17 protein-coding genes and 2 pseudogenes are annotated in these 21,284 nt (G+C 69.8%); 11 read left to right on the forward strand and 8 right to left on the reverse strand.

Going from position 1 to position 21,284, the window contains the following annotated elements; genetic code table 11:
* On the forward strand, nt 1–1,003 hold a 1,003-nt coding region (locus tag ABZV38_RS20210), incomplete at its 5' end, for a TIGR04222 domain-containing membrane protein (RefSeq protein WP_356328796.1).
* A gap of 10 nt (nt 1,004–1,013) precedes the next feature.
* Here ABZV38_RS20210 and trxA read toward each other — a convergent pair.
* Both trxA and ABZV38_RS20220 read right to left on the reverse strand, forming a co-directional pair.
* Nucleotides 1,014–1,355, reverse strand: a complete 342-nt coding sequence (gene trxA, locus ABZV38_RS20215; RefSeq protein ID WP_356328798.1) for a thioredoxin — start codon at nt 1,353–1,355, stop codon at nt 1,014–1,016.
* Nucleotides 1,356–1,358: 3 nt separating this feature from the next.
* A complete protein-coding gene (locus ABZV38_RS20220; protein ID WP_356328800.1) occupies nt 1,359–1,763 on the reverse strand; it encodes a MerR family transcriptional regulator in 405 nt (134 codons plus the stop codon).
* A gap of 291 nt (nt 1,764–2,054) precedes the next feature.
* Here ABZV38_RS20220 and ABZV38_RS20225 point away from each other — a divergent pair, with 291 nt between their 5' ends.
* Entirely contained in the window at nt 2,055–3,470 is a 1,416-nt protein-coding gene (locus ABZV38_RS20225) for a glycoside hydrolase family 16 protein (RefSeq protein ID WP_356328928.1), read from the forward strand.
* A 64-nt stretch (nt 3,471–3,534) separates the two neighbouring features.
* On the opposite strand, the gene ABZV38_RS20230 is transcribed toward ABZV38_RS20225, so the two are convergent.
* Nucleotides 3,535–4,899, reverse strand: coding sequence for a cation:dicarboxylase symporter family transporter (locus ABZV38_RS20230; RefSeq protein WP_356328802.1), 1,365 nt, complete (start codon nt 4,897–4,899; stop codon nt 3,535–3,537).
* A gap of 131 nt (nt 4,900–5,030) precedes the next feature.
* On the opposite strand from ABZV38_RS20230, the gene ABZV38_RS20235 reads away from it, so the two are divergent.
* The 6 genes and pseudogenes from ABZV38_RS20235 (at nt 5,031) to ABZV38_RS20260 (ending at nt 10,648) form a co-directional block, all read left to right on the forward strand.
* The gene (locus ABZV38_RS20235) at nt 5,031–6,779 is read left to right on the forward strand and encodes an ATP-binding protein (protein ID WP_356328804.1); all 1,749 of its coding nucleotides are present in this window, start codon (nt 5,031–5,033) and stop codon (nt 6,777–6,779) included.
* On the forward strand, nt 6,776–7,450 hold the full coding sequence (locus ABZV38_RS20240; RefSeq protein WP_356328805.1) for a response regulator: 675 nt from the start codon (nt 6,776–6,778) through the stop codon (nt 7,448–7,450). The genes ABZV38_RS20235 and ABZV38_RS20240 overlap by 4 nt, the downstream gene beginning before the upstream one ends.
* Nucleotides 7,451–7,618: 168 nt before the next feature.
* A pseudogene (locus tag ABZV38_RS20245) lies at nt 7,619–8,392 on the forward strand (transposase); the annotation flags it as partial.
* A pseudogene (locus ABZV38_RS20250) lies at nt 8,391–9,086 on the forward strand (sugar ABC transporter permease); the annotation flags it as partial. The pseudogenes ABZV38_RS20245 and ABZV38_RS20250, both read left to right, overlap by 2 nt.
* Nucleotides 9,083–9,874: a carbohydrate ABC transporter permease gene (locus tag ABZV38_RS20255; RefSeq protein ID WP_356328806.1), complete on the forward strand. Its 792-nt coding sequence runs from the start codon at nt 9,083–9,085 to the stop codon at nt 9,872–9,874. The pseudogene ABZV38_RS20250 and the gene ABZV38_RS20255, both read left to right, overlap by 4 nt.
* A gap of 150 nt (nt 9,875–10,024) precedes the next feature.
* A complete protein-coding gene (locus tag ABZV38_RS20260) occupies nt 10,025–10,648 on the forward strand; it encodes a helix-turn-helix transcriptional regulator (protein ID WP_356328929.1) in 624 nt (207 codons plus the stop codon).
* A gap of 81 nt (nt 10,649–10,729) precedes the next feature.
* On the opposite strand, the gene ABZV38_RS20265 is transcribed toward ABZV38_RS20260, so the two are convergent.
* Nucleotides 10,730–11,755 (reverse strand): ATP-dependent 6-phosphofructokinase, encoded by a 1,026-nt coding sequence (locus ABZV38_RS20265; protein WP_356328808.1) that lies wholly within the window; start codon nt 11,753–11,755, stop codon nt 10,730–10,732.
* Nucleotides 11,756–12,018: 263 nt separating this feature from the next.
* On the opposite strand from ABZV38_RS20265, the gene pta reads away from it, so the two are divergent.
* The 3 genes from pta (at nt 12,019) to pyk (ending at nt 16,891) form a co-directional block, all read left to right on the forward strand.
* Nucleotides 12,019–14,091, forward strand: a complete 2,073-nt coding sequence (pta, locus tag ABZV38_RS20270; protein ID WP_356328810.1) for a phosphate acetyltransferase — start codon at nt 12,019–12,021, stop codon at nt 14,089–14,091.
* 5 nt (nt 14,092–14,096) lie between these two features.
* Nucleotides 14,097–15,386 carry an acetate kinase gene (locus ABZV38_RS20275; protein ID WP_356328812.1) on the forward strand — a complete coding sequence of 430 codons (1,290 nt, stop codon included), beginning with the start codon at nt 14,097–14,099 and terminating at the stop codon, nt 15,384–15,386.
* A 74-nt stretch (nt 15,387–15,460) separates the two neighbouring features.
* Nucleotides 15,461–16,891 (forward strand): pyruvate kinase, encoded by a 1,431-nt coding sequence (gene pyk, locus ABZV38_RS20280; RefSeq protein WP_356328814.1) that lies wholly within the window; start codon nt 15,461–15,463, stop codon nt 16,889–16,891.
* Nucleotides 16,892–16,996: 105 nt separating this feature from the next.
* Here the strand turns inward: pyk and ABZV38_RS20285 are convergent, their stop codons facing one another.
* The 4 genes from ABZV38_RS20285 to ABZV38_RS20300 form a co-directional block, all read right to left on the reverse strand.
* A complete protein-coding gene (locus tag ABZV38_RS20285; RefSeq protein ID WP_356328816.1) occupies nt 16,997–18,262 on the reverse strand; it encodes a hypothetical protein in 1,266 nt (421 codons plus the stop codon).
* The gene (locus ABZV38_RS20290) at nt 18,252–18,839 is read right to left on the reverse strand and encodes a DUF6114 domain-containing protein (RefSeq protein WP_356328817.1); all 588 of its coding nucleotides are present in this window, start codon (nt 18,837–18,839) and stop codon (nt 18,252–18,254) included. Before ABZV38_RS20290 ends, ABZV38_RS20285 begins: the two co-directional genes overlap by 11 nt.
* Nucleotides 18,840–18,937: 98 nt before the next feature.
* Complete coding sequence (locus ABZV38_RS20295; RefSeq protein WP_356328819.1) at nt 18,938–19,576, reverse strand: DUF6230 family protein; 639 nt, start codon at nt 19,574–19,576, stop codon at nt 18,938–18,940.
* A gap of 612 nt (nt 19,577–20,188) precedes the next feature.
* Complete coding sequence (locus ABZV38_RS20300) at nt 20,189–21,169, reverse strand: tetratricopeptide repeat protein (protein ID WP_356328821.1); 981 nt, start codon at nt 21,167–21,169, stop codon at nt 20,189–20,191.
* Nucleotides 21,170–21,284: the final 115 nt, after the last annotated feature.

Raw genomic sequence — 21,284 nt, forward strand, 5'->3', positions numbered from 1 at the left:
CATCGCGCCGGACCAGACCCGGCGGCAGCATCAGCCCCATGCACCGCCAACGAGTCCGATCACCATCACGTCACGTGAACAACCGGCTGTAGTACTGGTCGCTGCCACCGCCAGCCTGACCCTCTCCGGTCGGCGACTGCTGCCGTGGCGGCGCCGGGAGCGCGCGCCCGAACTGGGTCCGTACGATGCGGCGTTTCTGGCGGGCGGACCGGAGCGGGTGGTGGAGGCGGCGCTCCATACCCTGTGGGGCAGTGACAACAACGTCGTGATCGGGTCGGGTGGGCGGCTGCGGTTGCCCGAGCCCTGGACGGAACCCGAGCATCCGGTGGAGCATGCCGTGGTCGAGAAGTGGCGGACCTCCGGCTCCACGACCCCGACGCTGCTGCGGGTACGGGCGGTACGGGCGGGGGCCGTACGCGAGATCGGCGACCGGCTCGTCAGCTACGGTCTGTTGATGGCCCCGCCACGCGCCCTGGCCCGTCTGTTCGCCACACGTGGCCTGGTCGTCGTGGTGTGCAGCACAGCGGTCCTGGCCGCCTTCGCCGTCCCGCAGGGGCTGCGGCAGACGGCACCGTTCATCGCGGTGGGGGTCGGCTGTCTGGCCGTGCGGGTGCTGTGCCCGGCGCGGGGTCCGCTGACCCCGGCGGGCCGTCGCCGCCTCGCAGCGATACGCACCGGCGAGCTGTGGGCATCGGCTGCGCTCGGGGCCGTGGTCTTCGACGGGTGGAGCGGGTTACCGGGTGAGCACCGACGCTCTCGGCGCTGGGGCGGGGGAGGGGGCCGTCTGCCGTCGGTGGGCCGGATGCTGATCAAGTACGGAAAGGCGCTGGATTCGGACTCCGACGACGGGAGCCCGGACAGCAACGGCACCGGCAGCGACCACAGCTCCAACGGGTCCGGCGGCTCCCACGACTCATCCGGCTCGCACGGCTCCTCGTTCGACGGAGGAGGCCACCACCACAGCTGCGGCGGTGGCAGCAGCTGTGGCGGCGGAAACTACTGAGCGTCGCGGCTCACACCTTCGCGAGCACGTCCTCCAACTCCTGGAGGAGCCTGCGCTTGGGCCGGGCGCCCACCATCGACTTCACCGGCTCGCCGGACCGGAACACCATGAGGGTCGGCATCGACAGCACCGCGTAGCGGCTCGTGATGCCCGGATTGGCGTCCACGTCCAGCTGGACGATCTTGATGCGCCCGGCTTCCTCTGCGGCGATCGCGCTGAGCACGGGGGCGAGCTGGCGGCACGGTCCGCACCAGTCGGCGGTGAACTCGACCAGTACGGGCAGCTCGGCCCCCAGCACCTCCCCGTCGAAGGTGGTATCGGTGACCTCGGCCACGCCCTCTGCCTGAATCATCTGTCATCCTCCCAGTTCACAACGTGGTTCCGGGCCGCCAGGAAGCTCGGCCGCGGCCTCCAGCTCGGCCCTCGCGAGCTCTGCGCCCACCTGGGCGCGGACCGACTGGAGCTGCTCGATGAGCGCGTCGAGCTCGCCGAGCTTGCGCCGGTAGACGGTCAGCGAGGCGGGGCAGGAGTCACCGGCCGGGTGGCCGGCGCGCAGGCACTCGACGAACGGCCGGGTCTCCTCCAGATCGAACCCGAAGTCCTGCAGGGTCCGGATCTGCTGCAGCAGACGCAGATCGTCCTCGTCGTACGTGCGGTACCCGTTCACGGCCCGCCGCGCAGGCAGCAGTCCGCGTGACTCGTAGTAGCGCAGAGTCCGCGTCGTCGTCCCGGCCTGCTCGGCCAGCTCCCCGATTCGCATGCTTCGACGGTAAAGGTTTACGCGGACGTCAAGGCAAGCGCGGGGCTCACCTGCCCCGCGCATCCTTCAACTGCCCTTTACATTCAAGAAGTTAAGAGTGCGTCGCCATTGACGGCCCTCCGGCGTGCACCTACAAAAGCGTGAGAGCGCTCTCACGACTGGTACCTCGTTCCGTTCCCCCCGCCCCCACCGGAGAGGTGTTCCTTGAACGCGAGCCGCATCCATCTGCCCGCCCACTCCCCCACCTCCACTCCCCGCAGACGCACCACCGCACTCGCCGCGCTGACCGTGATGGCCCTGGTCCTGGCCGGGCTGGCCACCGTCCTCGGCTCCGGATCCGCACGCGGCGCCGTCCCACCGGCTCCCGGCTGGGACCTGAAGTGGAGCGACGACTTCAACGGCGCCGACCGCGCCCTCCCCTCGGCCGCGAACTGGCAGATCGACACCGGCCACGCCTACCCGGGCGGCCCCGCGAACTGGGGCACGGGTGAGATCCAGAACTACACCGCCAACCCCGACAACCTCAGCCTCGACGGCAACGGCAACCTCCGGATCACCCCGCTCCGGGACGGCGCGGGCAACTGGACCTCCGGCCGGATCGAGACCACACGCTCCGACTTCAAGGCCCCGGCGGGCGGCACTCTGCGCATCGAGAGCCGGATCCAGATGCCGAACGTCTCCGGGAACGCGGCGCTCGGCTACTGGCCCGCGTTCTGGGCGCTCGGCTCCCCGTACCGTGGCAACTACTGGAACTGGCCGGGCATCGGCGAGTTCGACATCATGGAGAACGTCAACGGCATCAACTCCGTCTGGGGCGTGCTGCACTGCGGCGTCAACCCGGGCGGCCCGTGCAACGAGACGAGCGGCATCGCCGGCAACCGGGCCTGCCCCGCTACCAGTTGCCAGTCGGCGTTCCACACGTACACCTTCGAGTGGGACCGTTCCGTCACCCCCAATGCGCTGCGCTGGTACGTGGACGGCCAGCAGTTCCACTCCGTCTCCCAGAGCCGGCTGGACGCCGGCACCTGGGCCAACATGACCGAGCACGCGGGGTACTTCATCCTTCTCAACCTCGCGATCGGCGGCGCGTTCCCCGATGCGCTGGCCGGCAGCACCCCCACCGCGCAGACCGTCCCGGGCCGTCCCATGCTGGTCGACTACGTCGGCGTCTGGACCAAGGGCGGCGGAGGCGGCACCGACCCGACCGATCCCCCGGACCCGACCGATCCGCCGTCCGGCTCCTCCGACCTCACGCTCCGCTCCGGTGGCGGTCTGGGTGCGGCGGAGGCGTCCGGCTCGGCCGTGACCCTCGCCTCGGCGGGCGGCGCCAACTACGACGGCACCCCGCACAGTCCGCAGACCTTCACCTCCTCCGGCATCACCCGGACGTACAACGGCGGATCCACCCAGTTCGACCTGTTCGTCGACGCCGGCACGACGGTCGCCAACGGACAGCAGGTGAGGGTGAGCTACGACCGCACCGGCGACGGGACCTGGGACCGGACGGAGACGTACAACTACTTCCCCACCGACCCCGTCCCCGGCTACGAGCACTACACGCAGAGCAAGGGGCTCATGGCGTCGACCGGGAGCCAGGGCAATCTGGTGAACGGCAAGGTCAGGGTGGAGATCTGGAACGCCATCGGCAACGGCTCCAGCACGGTCGGAGTCGGCAACCAGTCGGTCGTCCACATCCCGTTCGCCTGACCGCACGGCCGACATACGTGTGCGGCCGGTACGGGAGTCCCGTACCGGCCGCACACCCACGTCGTTACGCCTTCGCCAGCGAGGCCTTCTCGCCGTCGCCGCCCCTGGACTCCGGGACGTACGGCTCCGTGGGGCCTTCGTCCGTGATCATCTTCTCGTCGAACGGGAGGGAGCCGGACAGCACCTGGTCCACCCGCTCCTTGTCGATCTCCTTGGTCCAGGTGCCGACCAGCACCGTGGCGACCGCGTTGCCCGCGAAGTTCGTCAGGGCGCGGGCCTCGCTCATGAAGCGGTCGATGCCGACGATCAGACCGACGCCGTCGACCAGGCCGGGGCGGTGGGACTGCAGGCCGCCCGCCAGCGTGGCGAGGCCCGCGCCGGTGACGCCTGCCGCACCCTTCGAGGCGACGATCATGAAGAGCAGGAGCGAGATCTGCTCCCCCGCGCTCAGCGGGTCCCCCATCGCGTTGGCGATGAAGAGCGAGGACATCGTCAGATAGATGGCGGTGCCGTCGAGGTTGAACGAGTAGCCGGTCGGCACGGTGATCCCCGCGACGGACTTGCTGACGCCCAGGTGCTCCATCTTGGCGATGAGCCGCGGCAGCGCGGACTCCGACGACGAGGTGGAGAGGATCAGCAGGAACTCGCGGCCCAGGTACTTCAGCAGGAGCAGCAGGTTCACCCCGGCGACCAGCCGCAGGATCGTGCCGAGCACCACGAAGACGAAGATCGCGCAGGTGATGTAGAAGCCGACCATGATGATCGCGAGGGACTTCAGCGCGTCGACGCCGGTCTCGCCGACCACGGCCGCCATCGCACCGAACGCACCGACCGGGGCCGCCCACATGATCATGGCGAGGACGCGGAAGACGAGTCGCTGGATGTGTCCGATGCCACGCAGGACGGGTTCGCCGGCCGATCCCATGGCCTGGAGCGCGAAGCCCGCGAGCAGGGCGACGAGCAGGGTCTGGAGCACTTCGCCCTCGGTGAAGGCGGAGACCATCGTCGTCGGGATGATGCCCAGCAGGAAGTCCACGGTGGACTCGCTCGCGCCGGCCGCCTGCTTCTCGCCGGCGGCGCGCACCGCTTCGGTGAGATGGAGGCCCTGGCCGGGCTCCAGGATGTTGCCGACGAGCAGGCCGATGGCGAGGGCCACGGTCGACATCACCAGGAAGTAGCCGAGTGCGAGCCCGCCGACCGCGCCGACCTTGGCGGCCTTGCGGACCGAGCCGACGCCCAGCACGATCGTGCAGAAGATGATCGGCGAGATCATCATCTTGATGAGGCTCACGAAGCCGGTACCGATCGGCTTCAGCTCGACGGCCACCCCGGGGGCCACGAAGCCCACCAGGATGCCGAGGGCCACGGCGCCGATCACGGCGAGATACAGATAATGCGTGCGGTCCCGCCTGGCGGCTGACACTTCCACGGGGCTTCTCCTCGGCTCGTCCCTGTCCGTCCCCCGTCCCTGGGGGTCCCGGCGAATATCCCGCCCCGTGTGACGACCGTCACCCTTACGTGCATTTCGTTCATATGTTTTCGGCCAGGCAGACTGTGACCATGCGTCTCCCACGCCCCCGTACCCGTCCGCGCAGCCTGGCCGGTCAGCTCTTCGCGATGCAGGTGGTGCTGGTTGCGGCCGTGGTGGCGGGGTGCGCGTTCTTCGCGTACGTCTCGGGGAGCGCGCAGGCGGAGGAGACCGCGACCCGGCAGGTCAGGGCGGCGGCGCTGGCGGTGGCCGGATCGCCGTCCGTACGGGAGGCGATCCGCACCCCGGACCCGTCCGCCGCGCTCCAGCCGTACGCGGAGAAGGTCCGCACGGACACCGGGATCGCCTTCGTCACCATCATGAGCCCGGACCGCATCCGCTGGACGCACCCCGACGCGGACCAGATCGGAGAGCCCTTCCTCGGCCACACCGCGCGGGCGCTGCGCGGCGAGACGTTCACGGAGACGTACACCGGCACGCTCGGCCCCTCGATCCGGGTCGTCACCCCGATCCGGGACGGCGGCAGGATCACCGGACTGGTCAGCGCGGGCATCACGGTCGAGCGGGTCTCCTCGCAGGTGCGGGCGCAGCTCGGTGCGCTGGGGCTCGCGGCGGGCGGCGCGCTCACCCTCGGCGGCATCGGCACCTACGTGATCAACGCCCGCCTTCGGCGCCACACGCACGGGATGAACGCCGCCGAGCTGAGCCGGATGCACGACTACCACCAAGCCACGCTGCACGCGGTGCGCGAGGGGCTGCTGATGCTCGACGGACAGCGCAGGATCGCGCTGATCAATGACGCGGGCCGGGAGCTGCTCGGGCTGCCGGCCGGTGCGGTCGGGCGCCGGGTGGTCGAACTGGAACTGCCGGCGCCGCTGACCGGGGCGCTGCTCGCCTCCGAGGAGCGGGTGGACGAGCTGCATCTGACGGCGGACCGGGTGATCGTGGTCAACACCCGTCCGGTGGTGGGCGGCGAGCAGCGCGGCACGGTCGTGACCCTCCGCGACCACACGGAACTCCAGGCCCTGTCCGGCGAGTTGGACTCGGAGCGGGGGTTCACCCAGGCCCTGCGCTCGCAGGCGCACGAGGCGGCGAACCGGCTGCACACGGTCGTCTCGCTGATCGAGCTCGGCCGGACGGAGGAGGCGGTCGGCTTCGCGACGGCGGAGCTGGAGCTCGCACAGGTCCTCACCGACCGGGTCGTCGGCGCCGTCGCCGAACCGGTGCTGGCGGCGCTGCTGCTGGGCAAGGCGGCGCAGGCGAACGAGCGGGGGGTGGAGCTGGTGCTCGCGGACGACAGTGTGATCGACGACGGTGCGCTGCCCGCGACGCTGCCGCAGCGCGATCTGGTGACGATCCTCGGCAATCTGATCGACAACGCGGTGGACGCGGCATCGGAGGCGGCGACGGCCCCGTCCGATGCGGGAGTCCCGTCCGGTGCGGGGACGGTGTCCGGGACCGGGGCGGCGGACTCCACAGCTGTGCCCGCTCAGCGCGGTGCGGCGCCACGCCGCGCCGGCCGCGCGCGGGTCACCGTCACCGCGCTCGCCGACGACCGTGAGCTGCTGCTGCGGGTCGCGGACACCGGGGCCGGGGTCGATCCCGCCGACGCCGCCGAGGTGTTCCACCGCGGCTGGTCGACGCACGGCGCCGGTCGTGGGCTCGGTCTGGCGCTCGTACAGCAGGCCGCGCACCGGGCCGGCGGGACGGTCACGCTGGGCGGGGGTCCGGACGGTGGCGCGGAGTTCACCGTACGGCTGCCGCTGTTGCCCTCGCACACCCCCACGCAGTGGCACACGACGAAGGAGCCCACCCCGTGATCCAGGTGCTGGTCGTCGAGGACGACCCCGTGGCCGCCGACGCGCACAGGCTGTACGTCGGCCGGGTCCCCGGCTTCACGGTGGCCGGGGTCGCGCATTCGCGTGCGGAGGCGGTACGGGCGCTGGACCGTACCCAGGTCGATCTGCTGCTCCTGGATCTGTATCTGCCCGACGGGCACGGTCTGCAGCTGCTGCGTTCGCTGCGCGCCGCCGGGCACGCAGCGGATGTCATCGCCGTGACGTCGGCGCGTGATCTGGCGGTGGTCCGGGAAGGGGTGTCGCTCGGTGTCGTCCAGTACGTACTGAAGCCGTTCACCTTCGCCACCCTGCGCGACCGCCTCGTGCGCTACGCCGAGTTCCGTGCGGCGGCCGGTGAGGCGAGCGGCCAGGACGAGGTGGACCGGGCGCTCGGCGCGCTGCGGGCTCCGGAGCCGGCCCGGCTGCCCAAGGGGCTGAGCGGCCCGACGCTGGAGGCGGTGACCCGCGCGCTGCGGGCCTCCCCGGACGGGGTGACCGCAGCCGCTACGGGCGTGGAACTGGGCATCTCGCGGATCACCGCACGCCGCTATCTGGAACATCTGGTGACGGTGGGCCGCGCAGTCCGCAGTCCGCAGTACGGGCAGATCGGGCGACCGGAGCTGCACTACCGCTGGGTGCCCGAAACGCGCTGACCGTTCGTCCCACCCGCACCCCTCACGCACAACAAGTGATTCCTGCACGGGCATTGACCTTGCCGACCGGCCGGTCCTACGGTCACGTCTCAGCCCCCACGGCTATGAGGAGGCCGCACCCCGCGCGATCACCTCCATGCGGCCAGCGGAACCTCGGAGCAGGCCTGTCTGCGGGCCCGGAAGCAAGCCCATGAGCAGGGTCTGCCGTATCCGACGTCGGCGGAGTTGTCGAAGAGGTTCCTCACCGGGGCGAAGAAGACGCCGGAGCGGTCCTGGCTCGGGGATGTGTCGGCCGTGGTGCTCCAGCAGTCCCTGCGGGACCTGGATGCGGCCTACCGGAACTTCTTCGGGAGCATCAAGGGCACCCGCAAGGGCCCGAAGATCACCGAACCACGGTTCAAATCAAAGCGGGACAGCCGTCAGTGTGTGCGGTTCACCGCGAACGCAAAGTGGTCGATCACACCGGACGGGAAGCTGAACCTTCCCAAGATCGGCCCGGTACGGGTGCGCTGGTCCCGTGCCCTGCCGTCGGCCCCGTCGACTGTGACGGTGATCAAGGACGCGGCCGGCCGGTACCGGGCCGGCTTCGTCGTGGAAACCGACCCCGCGAACGAGACTCTGCCCCCACACGACCGGGACCAGGGCGTCGACCTGGGGCTGACCCACTTCGCCGTCATGGCGGACGGCTCCCGCGTCCACTCGCCCCGGTTTTTACGCAGGGCGGAGAAGAAACTCAAGCAGGAGCAGCGCAGCCTGTCCCGGAAGAAGAAGGGGTCGAAGAACCGGAACAGGCAGCGGGTCAAGGTCGCCCGCGCTCATGCGAAGGTGGCGGATGCGCGCCGGGACTTTCACCACAAGCTGTCCACGAAACTGATCGTCGAGAACCAAGCGGTCAGTGTGGAGAGCCTGAGCGTGAAGGGTCTGGCCCGCACCCGGCTGGCAGGCGTTCGCCGACGACAGCTTCCGCAACGCCGTCCAGCTCACGCTCGCCTTCACCTTCCTGTCGTCGATCGTCGGGCAGAACACGCTGGGGCTGGCGCTCGCGGGCCTGATGCGGGCCGCGTCCCGCCCGGTCCGTGCGGTCACCGGGGCGCTGGTCATCACGGCCTGGGTACTGCCGGAGATCGTCGCGGCATTCCTGCAGTACGCGTTCTTCCGCCGCGAGGGCACTCTGAACGCGATCCTGGACCAGCTCCATCTGCCGGGCCAGAACTGGCTGTTCACGCTGCCGATCCTGGCGGTGTCGTTCGCCAATGTGTGGCGGGGGACGGCGTTCTCGATGCTGATCTACTCGGCGGCGCCGGCCGAGATCCCGCAGGACATCACGGAGGCCGCCGAGGTCGACGGGGCAAGCGGGCCGCGCCGGCTGTGGCACATCACGCTGCCGATGATCCGCCGTTCCATCGGCACCAATCTGATGCTCAACACCTTGTCCACGCTCTCTGTGTTCGGACTGATCTGGGCGATGACCCGCGGCGGTCCGGGCAACCGCAGCCAGACGCTTCCGGTGTTCATGTACGACCAGGCGTTCGTGAACAGCCTGATCGGCTACGGCACGGCGGTGGCGCTGCTGCTGCTTCTGGTGGGGTCCCTGTTCTCGATCGTCTACCTGAGGCTGATGAAGGTGGAGGTGTGACGGGCGTGAAAGGCGTGACGACGCCCCGGCGCACCCGGGCGCGGCTGGCGTCCGACGGGTCGCTGCTGCTGGTCGCGGTGGCGTTCGCACTGCCGCTGATGTGGCTGCTGTTCGCCTCGTTGGACGGCAGCGCCGATCTTCGGGTGCGACCGCCGGCGTCACCGACTCTGGAGAACTTCGACGCGGTCCTCACCGACGAGATCACCTTCACACCGATGCTCAACAGTCTGCTGCTGTGCGGCAGTGCGACGCTGCTGACCGTGGCGTGCGCGGCGCTGGCCGCGTATCCGCTGTCCCGCCACCGCTCGCGTCTGACCCGCCCGTATCTGCTGACGATCCTGTTCACGACGTGTCTGCCGATCACCGCGATCATGGTGCCGGTGTACGGGCTCTTCGTACAGGTCGATCTGATCGACACGATGTACGGGACGATGGACGGCGTGCCGAAGGTAGTGGAGGAGGCGGCCTGGACGGACGGGGCGTCGATGACACAGACGCTGGTCCGGGTGGTGCTGCCGCTGATGGGGCCGGGCGTGGGCGTGGTGACGATCTACACCTTCATCATGCTGTGGGGGAACTTCTTCGTCCCCTTCATGCTGCTGCTCTCTCCCGAGCAACTCCCGACCTCCGTCTCGATCTTCACCTTCTTCGGCAACTACGGATCGGTGGTCTACGGGCAGCTCGCGGCGTTCTCGATCCTGTACTCGACGCCGGTGCTGCTGCTGTACATCCTGATCTCGCGCCGCCTGGGTGGTGGGTTCGCCCTCGGCGGGGCGGTCAAGGGTTGAGCGGCTGCGAACGCTAGGACGTTCCTACGAGCCGTGAACTCGGTCGAACACACCGTAGTCAGACCGGGTTCCGGCTCCTACGGTGGGGCCGTGCACCCCACCCCACCTTTCAATGCCCCCGCCGCGCGCCGACTACGCGAGGCCCTGGGGATGGCGCCCGGCCATGTCGCGTACGGCCTCAGCGCCCAGTACGGACTCCGGATCAGCGCGGACACCGTCGCCGCCTGGGAGCGTGGCCTCGCGCTGCCCAGCGAGAAGGAGCTCACGGCGTTGGCCGGAGTGCTGTGGTGCGCGCCGGGCGACCTGCTGACCGCCGCCCGCACCCTGCGCGAACACCGGGTGGCCCGGGGCCTGGCCGTGGACGAGCTGGCACGGCTGCTGGGGCTGGCGGTCTCCGCGTATCAGCGGATGGAGGAGTCGGGGCGCTGGCGCGGCAATGAACGCCAGTCCGCGGCGCTCAGCGAGGCGTTGGAGCTGTCGGCGGCCGACTTCGTGACGGCGACGGGGCGGAACGAGGAGCTGGGGGAGCTGCTGCGCAGCGCGGTGACGACGCGCTGGCAAGCATATGCCCGGCCGGTCGCGAAGCTGGTGCCGCTGGAGCGACGGCGGCTGCAGCACGTGCTGGAACAGGTGCACTCCGACTACCAGGCGCTGATGGTGTCGACGCTGAGCTGGAGCACAGGGGGTCCGGAGCGGGCGGGCGCGGACGGGGAGGCGGGGCGGGCGTTTCTGGACGGGGTCGTGGAACGGTTCTGGGAGACGGCGGGGGCGTAGTGCGGCCGGGGCTTCAGGAGCCGCCCTGCCCCCGGAGGCCGGCTCCTGAAGCCGGCCTCCGACGAGGGTCGGAACCGCCGGTCAGAACACCGACTCCGCCTCGTACATCCGGTCCTTCGGCACTGTCTTCAGCTGCGCGATCGCGTCCGCCAGCGGCACCATCGTGATCTCGTTGCCGCGCAGCGCCGTCATCCGGCCGAAGTCGCCCCGGTGCGCCGCCTCGACCGCGTGCCAGCCGAAGCGGGTCGCGAGCACCCGGTCGTACGCGGTCGGCGTGCCGCCGCGCTGGACATGGCCGAGAATGACCGGCCTGGCCTCCTTGCCGAGGCGGGTCTCCAGCTCGACCGCGAGCCGGTTGCCGATGCCCTGGAAGCGCTCGTGGCCGTACTGGTCGATTGCGCCCTTCGCGTACGGCATCGAGCCCTCGACCGGATGCGCGCCCTCTGCGACACAGATGACCGCGAACTTCTTGCCGCGGGCGAAGCGCTCCTCGACCATCTTGACCAGGTCCGCGACCTCGAACGGCCGCTCGGGCAGACAGATGCCGTGCGCGCCGCCCGCCATGCCGGACTCCAGCGCGATCCAGCCCGCGTGCCGGCCCATCACCTCGACGACCATGACCCGCTGGTGCGATTCGGCCGTGGTCTTCAGACGGTCTATGGCCTCGGTGGCGACGCCCACCGCCGTGTCGAAGCCGAAGGTGCGGTCGGTCGAGGAGATGTCGTTGTCGATGGTCTTCGGAACGCCCACGACGGGCATCCCGGCGTCCGACAGCATCCGGGCCGCGGTGAGGGTGCCCTCGCCGCCGATCGGGATCAGCACATCGACGCCGTAACGGCGGTTCAGCTCATCACAGTTCTCGGCGGCTTCGCGGAGCCGGTCGCGCTCCAGCCGGGCCGAGCCGAGGATGGTGCCGCCGCGCGCGAGGATGCCGCTGACCGCGTCGAGGTCGAGGGGGCGGAAGTGGCCGTCGAGGAGTCCCTTGAAGCCGTCCTCGAACCCGATGACTTCGTCGCCGTGACCCACCACGGCGCGGTGCACGACCGACCGGATCACTGCGTTCAGACCTGGGCAATCGCCGCCTGCGGTGAGAACTCCGATGCGCATCGTGCTGTATCTCCCGCTCGTTAGTGCCGTGCATATCGGGGGCGACTGCTGAATCCCCCGTACCGTGAGCCACAGCGATTGTCCCACGTCAGGTCTGGACCTCGCGCTCTCGGTCTGTCCGGCGCGCGGCACCCGGCCGCAGCAGGGCGTGTGCAGCACCCTGGAACGGGGGCTTTCGCCCGGCGGGCAGCCTGGCCGCCCCCACAGGTATCGTCAAAAACGGCGATATCCGCCCAAACAGCCAGGACGACGGGAGAGCACGCGTGACGCGCAGCGTGTACGTGACGGGGATCGACCGGGGAGACGGCCGCCAGGTCGTCGATCTGGGGGTCATGGAGCTCCTGACGCGTCAGGTGGACCGGGTCGGGGTGTTCCGGCCGCTGGTCCACGACGGTCCCGACCGGCTGTTCGAGCTGCTGCGGGCCCGCTACCGGCTCACCCAGGACCCGTCGTCGGTCTACGGCCTGGACTATGCGGAGGCGTCCGCGCTGCAGGCGGAGAAGGGTACCGACGAACTGGTCTCGCGGCTCGTCGACCGCTTCCATCAGGTGGCCCGGGCGTACGAGGTGGTACTGGTCCTCGGCACCGACTTCGCGGCCACCCAGCTCCCCGACGAGCTGGCGCTCAATGCCCGGCTGGCCAATGAGTTCGGTGCCTCGGTGATCGCGGTGGTCGGAGGGAAGGGGCAGGACGCGGAGTCCGTGCGGGCCGAGACGCGCAATGCCTACCGGGCGTACGCCGGTCTGGGCTGCGACGTCCTCGCGATGGTGGTGAACCGGGTGGCGGCCGAGGACCGCGAGATCATCGCCGAGCGGCTGACGGCGCGGCTGCCCGTGCCGTGTTCGGTCCTGCCGGACGACGCTGCGCTCTCCGCGCCGACCGTCGCCCAGATCACCGCGGCGCTCGGCGGCACCGTGCTGCTGGGCGACGACTCGGGGCTGGCCAGGGACGCACTGGACTTCGTCTTCGGCGGTGCGATGCTGCCGAATCTGCTGAACGCGCTGACGCCCGGCTGCCTGGTGGTCACGCCCGGGGACCGGGCGGATCTGGTGGTCGGCTCACTCGCCGCGCACAGCGCCGGAACCCCGCCCATCGCGGGTCTGCTGCTGACACTGGACGAGCGCCCCGGCGAGGAGATACTCAAGCTGGCCGCACGGCTCGCACCGGGCACCCCGGTCGTGTCGGTGGCCGGCGGCTCCTTCCCCACAGCGGGCGAGCTCTTCACGTTGGAGGGCAAGTTGAACGCGGCGACGCCCCGCAAGGCGGAGACCGCGCTCGGCCTCTTCGAGCGTCATGTGGACACCGCCGCCCTGCTGGACCGGATCTCGGTGGCCCGCAGCGGCCGCGTCACGCCGATGATGTTCGAGCACGAACTGCTGGAGCAGGCCCGCGCGGACCGGCGCCGGGTGGTGCTGCCGGAGGGCGCGGAGGAGCGGGTGCTGCGCGCCGCCGACGTGCTGCTGCGCCGCGATGTCTGCGATCTCACCCTCCTCGGCGACCTGGACGTCATCCGCAAGAAGGCAGCCGACCTCGGCATCGATCTCGCCGACACCCAGCTGATCGACCCGCAGACCTCCGAGCTGCGCCAGGTGTTCGCGGAGCGGTACGCACAGCTGCGCGCGCACCGCGGGGTCACGGTGGAGCTGGCGTACGACGTCGTCTCGGACGTGAACTACTTCGGCACCCTGATGGTCCAGGAGGGACTGGCCGACGGGATGGTCTCCGGGGCCGTGCACTCCACCGCGGCGACGATCCGCCCCGCCTTCGAGATCATCAAGACCCGGGCGGACGCATCGATCGTGTCGTCCGTCTTCTTCATGTGCCTCGCCGACAAGGTCCTGGTGTACGGCGACTGCGCGGTCAACCCGGACCCGGACGCGGAGCAGCTCGCGGACATCGCCGTCCAGTCCGCCGCCACGGCCGCCCGCTTCGGTGTGGAGCCGCGGATCGCGATGCTCTCGTACTCGACGGGCACCTCGGGCACGGGGGCCGACGTCGACAAGGTGCGCCAGGCGACGGACCGGGTGCGCGAGAGCCGGCCGGACCTCATGATCGATGGCCCGATCCAGTACGACGCGGCGGTCGAGCCGAGCGTGGCCGCGACCAAGCTGCCCGGTTCGGAGGTGGCGGGGCAGGCGACCGTGCTGATCTTCCCGGACCTGAACACCGGCAACAACACGTACAAGGCCGTGCAGCGCTCGGCGGGCGCCGTGGCGGTGGGGCCGGTGCTCCAGGGGCTGCGCAAGCCCGTCAACGACCTGTCGCGCGGTGCGCTGGTCCAGGACATCGTCAACACCGTGGCCATTACGGCGATCCAGGCGCAGGCCCAGGAGTGAACCGCATGACCACCACCCTCACGAAGGAAGGTTCCGCCGCTGTGCAGGCCCGTCGCGTACTCGTTCTCAACTCCGGCTCCTCGTCGGTGAAGTACCAGCTCCTGGACATGAACGACCGCTCCCGGCTCGCGATCGGTCTGGTCGAGCGGATCGGCGAGGAGACGTCCCGTCTGCTGCACACCCCGCTGACCGGCGGCGGCGCCGAGACCCGCGAGCGCACCGGCAGGATCGCCGACCACGCGGCGGCCCTGAAGGCGGCGGCCGAGGAACTGGCCGCCGACGGGCTGGGCCTGGACTCCCCCGAGCTGGCGGCGATCGGCCACCGGGTGGTGCACGGCGGACTGCGGTTCACCGAGCCCACCGTCATCACCGACGAGGTGCTCCAGGAGATCGAGCGGCTCGTCCCGGTGGCGCCGCTGCACAACCCGGCGAACATCACCGGCATCCGTACCGCGCAGGCGCTGCGCCCCGATCTGCCACAGGTCGCCGTCTTCGACACCGCGTTCCACACGACGATGCCGGAGTACGCGGCGCGGTACGCGATCGACGTGGAGACCGCCGACGCGCACCGGATCCGCCGCTACGGCTTCCACGGCACTTCGCACGCGTATGTCTCCCGCAAGGCCGCCGAGCTGCTGGGACGTACCCCCGAGGAGGTCAATGTCATCGTGCTGCACCTGGGCAACGGCGCCTCGGCCTCGGCGGTGGCCGCCGGCCGGTGCGTGGAGACGTCGATGGGACTGACCCCGCTGGAGGGGCTGGTGATGGGGACGCGGTCCGGGGACATCGACCCGGCGGTCACCTTCCATCTGAAGCGGGTGGCAGGGATGTCCACCGACGAGATCGACGTCCTGCTGAACAAGAAGAGCGGCCTGGTCGGGCTCTGCGGGGACAACGACATGCGGGAGATCCGGCGCCGGATCGACGGGGGCGACGAGCGGGCGGCGCTGGCGTTCGACATCTACGTGCACCGGCTGAAGAAGTACATCGGCGCCTATTCGGCGGTCCTCGGGCGGGTGGATGCCGTGGTGTTCACGGCGGGGGTCGGGGAGAACTCGGCGCCGGTACGGGAGGCTGCGATCGCCGGTCTGGAGGAGTTCGGCCTGGTGGTGGACGCCGGTCTCAACGCCGTTCGGTCCGGCGGACCCAGGCTGATCTCGCCCGACTACGCGCGGGTCGCGGTCGCCGTGGTGCCGACGGACGAGGAGCTGGAGATCGCCGACCAGACCTTCGCACTGGTCGGACAGGCCGAATCGGCCGGACAGGCAGTGCCGGTCGGACAGGCCGACAACTGAGCACCCCCGCGCCCCTTTGTATCTTCCACCAGACGGAATATTCCGCAGCGAAACAAACCGATAGGATCCGCCTCATGCGCCGTTCCAAAATCGTCTGCACCCTCGGTCCCGCCGTCGACTCCCATGAGCAGCTCGTCGCTCTGATCGAGGCCGGCATGAGCGTGGCCCGTTTCAACTTCAGCCACGGCTCCCACGAGGAACACCAGGGCCGTTACGACCGCGTCCGCAAGGCGGCCGCCGAGACGGGCCGGGCGGTGGGCGTGCTCGCCGACCTCCAGGGCCCGAAGATCCGCCTGGCGAAGTTCGCCGAGGGCCCCGTCGAACTGGTCCGCGGGGACGAGTTCACCATCACCACCGAGGACGTCCCCGGTGACAAGTCGATCTGCGGTACGACCTACAAGGGTCTGCCGAGCGACGTCACCAAGGGCGACCCGATCCTGATCAACGACGGCAACGTCGAGCTGAAGGTCGTCGCGGTCGAGGGTCCCCGGGTCAGAAGCATCGTCATCGAGGGCGGGGTCATCTCCGACCACAAGGGCATCAACCTGCCCGGTGCCGCGGTGAACGTCCCGGCCCTGTCCGAGAAGGACGTGGAGGACCTCCGGTTCGCCCTGCGGATGGGCTGCGACCTGGTCGCGCTCTCGTTCGTACGGGACGCCAACGACGTCAAGGACGTCCACAAGGTGATGGACGAGGAGGGCCGCCGGGTCCCCGTCATCGCCAAGGTGGAGAAGCCGCAGGCCGTCGAGCACATGGAGGGCGTCATCATGGCGTTCGACGGTGTCATGGTCGCCCGTGGTGACCTGGCCGTCGAATACCCCCTGGAGAAGGTCCCGATGGTGCAGAAGCGCCTGGTGGAGCTCTGCCGGCGGAACGCCAAGCCGGTGATCGTGGCGACCCAGATGATGGAGTCGATGATCACCAACTCGCGGCCGACCCGCGCCGAGGCGTCCGACGTCGCCAACGCGATCCTGGACGGAGCGGACGCGGTCATGCTGTCCGCCGAATCCAGCGTCGGCGCGTACCCGATCGAGACGGTCAAGACGATGTCGAAGATCGTCGTCGCCGCCGAGGAGGAGCTGCTCTCCAAGGGCCTGCAGCCGCTGGTGCCGGGCAAGAAGCCCCGTACCCAGGGCGGTTCGGTGGCCCGCGCGGCCTGCGAGATCGCGGACTTCCTGAACGGCAAGGCGCTGGTCGCCTTCACCAAGTCCGGTGACACGGCCCGCCGGCTGTCCCGCTACCGCGCCGTGCAGCCGATCCTGGCCTTCACCACCGACGAGTCCACCCGTAACCAGCTCGCGCTGAGCTGGGGTGTCGAGGCCTATGTCGTGCCGCACGTGGACAACACCGACGCCATGGTGGACCTGGTCGACGCGGAACTGCTGAAGCTGGACCGCTACAACGCCGGCGACACGATGGTCATCACGGCCGGTTCGCCCCCCGGCGTCCCCGGCACCACCAACATGGTCCGGGTGCACCACGTGGGCGGCGGAGCCCGCGACTGACGCGTACCGCCCGCACCGGCGTACGACTGTGGCCCGCACCCCCTGCGACGGGGGTGCGGGCCACAGTCCTGTGCGGCTCCCGAACGGGTCCTGGATCCACGGGCGCTAGCTGTTGGCGCCGGTGAAGTAGTTGTGCAGCCCGGGCACCGTGAGCGTGCCGCCGAACTGGCCGGCCTGGGTGACCTTCACGTTGGTGAAGAACGCGAACGGTACGTTCACCGGCGGCGGGGTCTGGGGGCTGAACGTGATCGGGATGAGGCCGAAGAGGTTGCCCTTCAGCTCCTCCGTGTACATCGTCACCGTGCCGTTGCGGATGGTGGACGTGGAGCCCTTCCGCGCCTGGACATGGCCGGTGCTGCCGTTCGGCCCCTCCGTCAGCTGGTGCAGGTCCTTGATGTCCACGGACGAGGCGGTGAACTTGAGCACCTTCTTGGTGGTGCCGTCGCCCTTCTCCACCTCGACGATGCCCTTGTAGTCGAGCCCGTTCAGGGTGAGCAGCGAACTCTCCAGGATCCACGGCTGGTTCGGCAGCCGGGGGATGCCCTGCTCCAGGTCGGCCGCGGCCAGCGCCTCGGGGTCGGCGGTGGGGCACGGGAAGCGCTCCTTGGCGCCGTCCGGGATGTCCTCGTCCTTCTTGGGGTCGAGGCCCTTGACCTCCTCGTCGAGCTCCTCGACCTTCGTGCCCGCCTTGCCCGCCGCGTCACGAATGGCGTCTGCGGTCTTGTCGGCGGTGTCCTTCGCGGCGTCCGTGACCTTGTCGACGGGGTTCCCGGTCGACCCGGTCGTGGTGCCGGACGGCTTCGGGGACGCGGTGGTGGCGCTCGGGGACGGGCTCGCCGTCTCCTGGTCCGATCCGCCGAGGAGTCCGGTGAGCACGTCGCCGACGCCCAGCGGGTCCAGCGGGCTCTTCGTCGCCGTGGGCGACGGAGAGGTGCTCGGCGTCGCGGCGGACGCGTCGCCGGAGCCACTTGCCGTGCCGCTCGACGACGAGGTCGCCGAAGGCTTCGGGGTCGCTCCGTCGCCCTGGTCCGAACCGCTGCCGCTGTCGCCGGTGGTCTCACTGGCGGACGGCGAAGGGGTCTTCGTCGCCGAGGCCGACGGCTCCGGAGACTCGCTCGGCTCATCGGAACGGGTCACACAGGGGCCCGCCGCGAAGGGGATGTCCGTCGCGTCGTCGGCCAGCGCAAGCTTGGGGGTGAGCCCCATCCCGACAAAGACCGCCGTCGGCATCGCGGCGAGAGCGAAGGCCTTGCCCGCGGGTATGTGCAGCTTCGTCAGCAGCGACTTCCTGGGGGCCGCGTGACGCGGCCCGCTTCTGACCCGGAAATCCTCGCCTCCGGTCGAGTTCAGCTGCGTCTCGTCACCCCGCACTGTTCCTCCCGCCGTTGGCTTCAACTTTGCCGTTCGTGCTGTCGTCGCTCCACGGAGCGGGACCCGGGCTGTACGTCGGTCCGGAGCCGAGCTGAGGTTCCCGGCCGTCCGGCGCGGAACCCTCAGGAGCCTCCGGGCCCTTCGGGGAGTGTCCGGCCGCGTGCTTGGCCGGCTGCTCGCCTGCGGGCGTGCCCGGGGCCCAGGACAGGGCGAGGCAGCCGCCGATCATGGCGAGCAGGAACCCGACCACGAAACCGCCGAGGTTGGACACCGGAATGGAGACCAGTGCCAGCAGGATCGCGGCGACACCGGCGAACACCCGGACAATTTGGTGGTACCACATGGTCAGACCAAGCGTGACCAGCAGTACACCGATGATCAGTGAGCCCGCACCCGCGGTGGTCGCCATGGCCAGCGTGAGGTGGCCGAGCTTCAGATTGGCGTACGGGAAGTACGCGATCGGCGCCCCCCCGAGTGCGGTGAGCAGGCCGGCCCAGAACGGCCGGGTGTGCCGCCAGGCACGGAACCGCAGCCGCCAGTAGGCGAAGTCGCGGGAACCTGTGGTCTCGGCGCTCATGGAAAACAGCTCCCTGGAACCGGTATTGCTGTGAAAAAAGAGTGGGAGACGGGTGGGCGGGGCAGCTTCACGCTTCCCCGCCCACCCGGGCGGAGTGCTTAGTAGCACTCCTTGACGCCGTTGTAGAGGCGCATGCTCAGGCCGCTGAGCTTGAAGGTGCCGGCGGTGGTCGCCCACGCCTTCTGCTTCACGTTGTCGAGAACCGCGCGGTCCGCCTGCTGGGCGAAGCCGTTCTCGAAGACGTTCTCGCCGTCCTTGATCTTCGGACCCTTGGAGGCGTCCTTCGCCGCAACACCGATGTCGATGTTGGTGAACGTGGCGTCGGCGTCCAGATCCGCAACGTCGAGGTACAGGTTCTCGGCGTGAACCGGGGTACCGCCGCCGCCGGCCTTCAGCTGGAGGCTGACGGACCCGAGGACCGGGATGTCGGGTGTGACGACGGACTGGCACATGCCAGTGATGTCGGCCGACTTGAACGACGAAATCGCGACGGGGTGCAGGGTCTTCTTGTCACCCTTGAGCTCCGCGTAGCCGGCGTCTATGCCGCCGTACTGCGAGAAGCCCTTGCCGTCCAGGTGCTCTGCCGTCACCTTGAACGACTGGCCGGAGACGCTGAACGACGCGGCCAGCGCACCCTGTGCAAGGGATACACCGACAGCAGCCGTCAGGGCCACGCTCGGCACCATGACGAGAGCGAACCGCTTCCATCTGGTCCCGCCACGAACTTGGGACTCCATGACTTTCCTCCTTCTCGGACGTACATCTCCGGTCCGGGCCTGGGCCCGTCCTGGGATGGGAGAAGTGCTACGTCCTCGGAAAGGAGAGCGCCGGAACCGGAGGCGTCAGCCGCGTCCGAATCACTGGCGATCACCCCCGAGCGACAACCACTGGCCACGCGTTCGCGCAACCTGTTCGGACAGGCCCTGCCGGTCAGCAGGAACCCCCCTGTCCGCGGTCGGCGCCACTGCCGCCGACCCACTCGGTGGGGACCCAATTCGGCCGCCGCGCCGACTGGCGGTCGGGCTGGCGTCATTGGACCGAGCGTGGCTGATCGTGGTGCATTCGCGCCCGCGACACAAGGGGCATCGTTACTCGCTAGTAACGGCCCGATAACCGATGCACAACCGGGTGGCGTCAACCGGCCACACAGGGTGGTGCAAGGCCCAGGAAGAAAAGGGTCAAATGGGGTCCGTAAGCGGACAGATCGCTACGTGCGATTTACTGCGAGTAACAGTTCGAGCTTTTATCAAGATTTGGTAAAGCAAGGCCGACTCTTATCGCCAGGGCGCGAAAACGGCCGTGGTGCCGCGGGGCACCACGGCCGCGTTGTCACATCGGAACAAGACCCGTCAGAACAGGACCCGGGCCAGTGCCGTGCGTGCGGCGACGACCCTCGGGTCCTCCGGGCCGATCACCTCGAACAGCTCAAGGAGGCGCAGCCGCGCCGCGTCCCGCTCGTCACCGAAATTACGGCGCACGGTCTCGACGAGCCGCCCGAAGGCGTCCTCGACATGGCCGCCGACCAGATCCAGATCGGCGGCGGCGATCTGCGCCGCCACATCGCCGGGCTTCTCGGCGGCGTCGTTGCGGACCCGCTGCGGGTCCATGTCCTGCACCCGGGAGAGCAGTTCGGCCTGGGCGAGACCCAGCTTGGCCTCGGTGTTGGCCGGGTCGTCGGAGAGCACGTTCTTGTACGCCTGGACGGCGCCGGAGAAGTCGTTGGCGTCCAGCGCCCGGACGGCCGCTTCGAGCAGCGCGTCGTACGGACCGGCGGGCACCTCCGCCGGGCCCTGATCGGCTCCCTCCGGACCGGCCGCGGCCTCCTCGACCGCGATCCCGGTGAGACCGAACCGCTCCTCGCCGACCTGGATCAGCTGGTCCAGGGTCTCCCGGATCTGGGCTTCCGGGGCCGCACCCTGGAAGAGCGGGAGGGCCTGCCCGGCGACGACGGCGAAGACCGCCGGGATGCCCTGGATACCGAACTGCTGCATCAGCATCTGGTTGGCGTCGACATCGACCTTGGCCAGCACGAAGCGGCCGTTGTACTCCTGGGCAAGGCGCTCCAGGAGCGGCCCCAGCTGCTTGCACGGCTCGCACCACTCGGCCCAGAAGTCGATGACGACGGGGACCTCGGCGGAGCGCTGGAGAACGTCGCGCTCGAAGCCTGCCTCATCGACATCGATCACCAGGGCGGACGGGGGCACGGCACCGCCGCCACCCTGCCGGGCGGTCTCGGCACGGGCCTGCTCCGCCTTCACCTTGGCCTCGCCGGCCGCCTTCACCGCGGCGAGGTCGACGACGCCGCTCATGGACATGTTCCTAGGCTGCATACGTACATCCTCCCCCCTCGGCACGCCGTTGTGGAAAGCGATCCGGGAACCGCATCCGTCCGTGGCCCCCGCCGGCGTGCGGGGCGCACGGACATCCACGGCCCGAGGGCCCCTG

Origin of the sequence: Streptomyces sp. NPDC005181, assembly GCF_040608395.1 — a bacterium.
GTDB lineage: Bacteria > Actinomycetota > Actinomycetes > Streptomycetales > Streptomycetaceae > Streptomyces.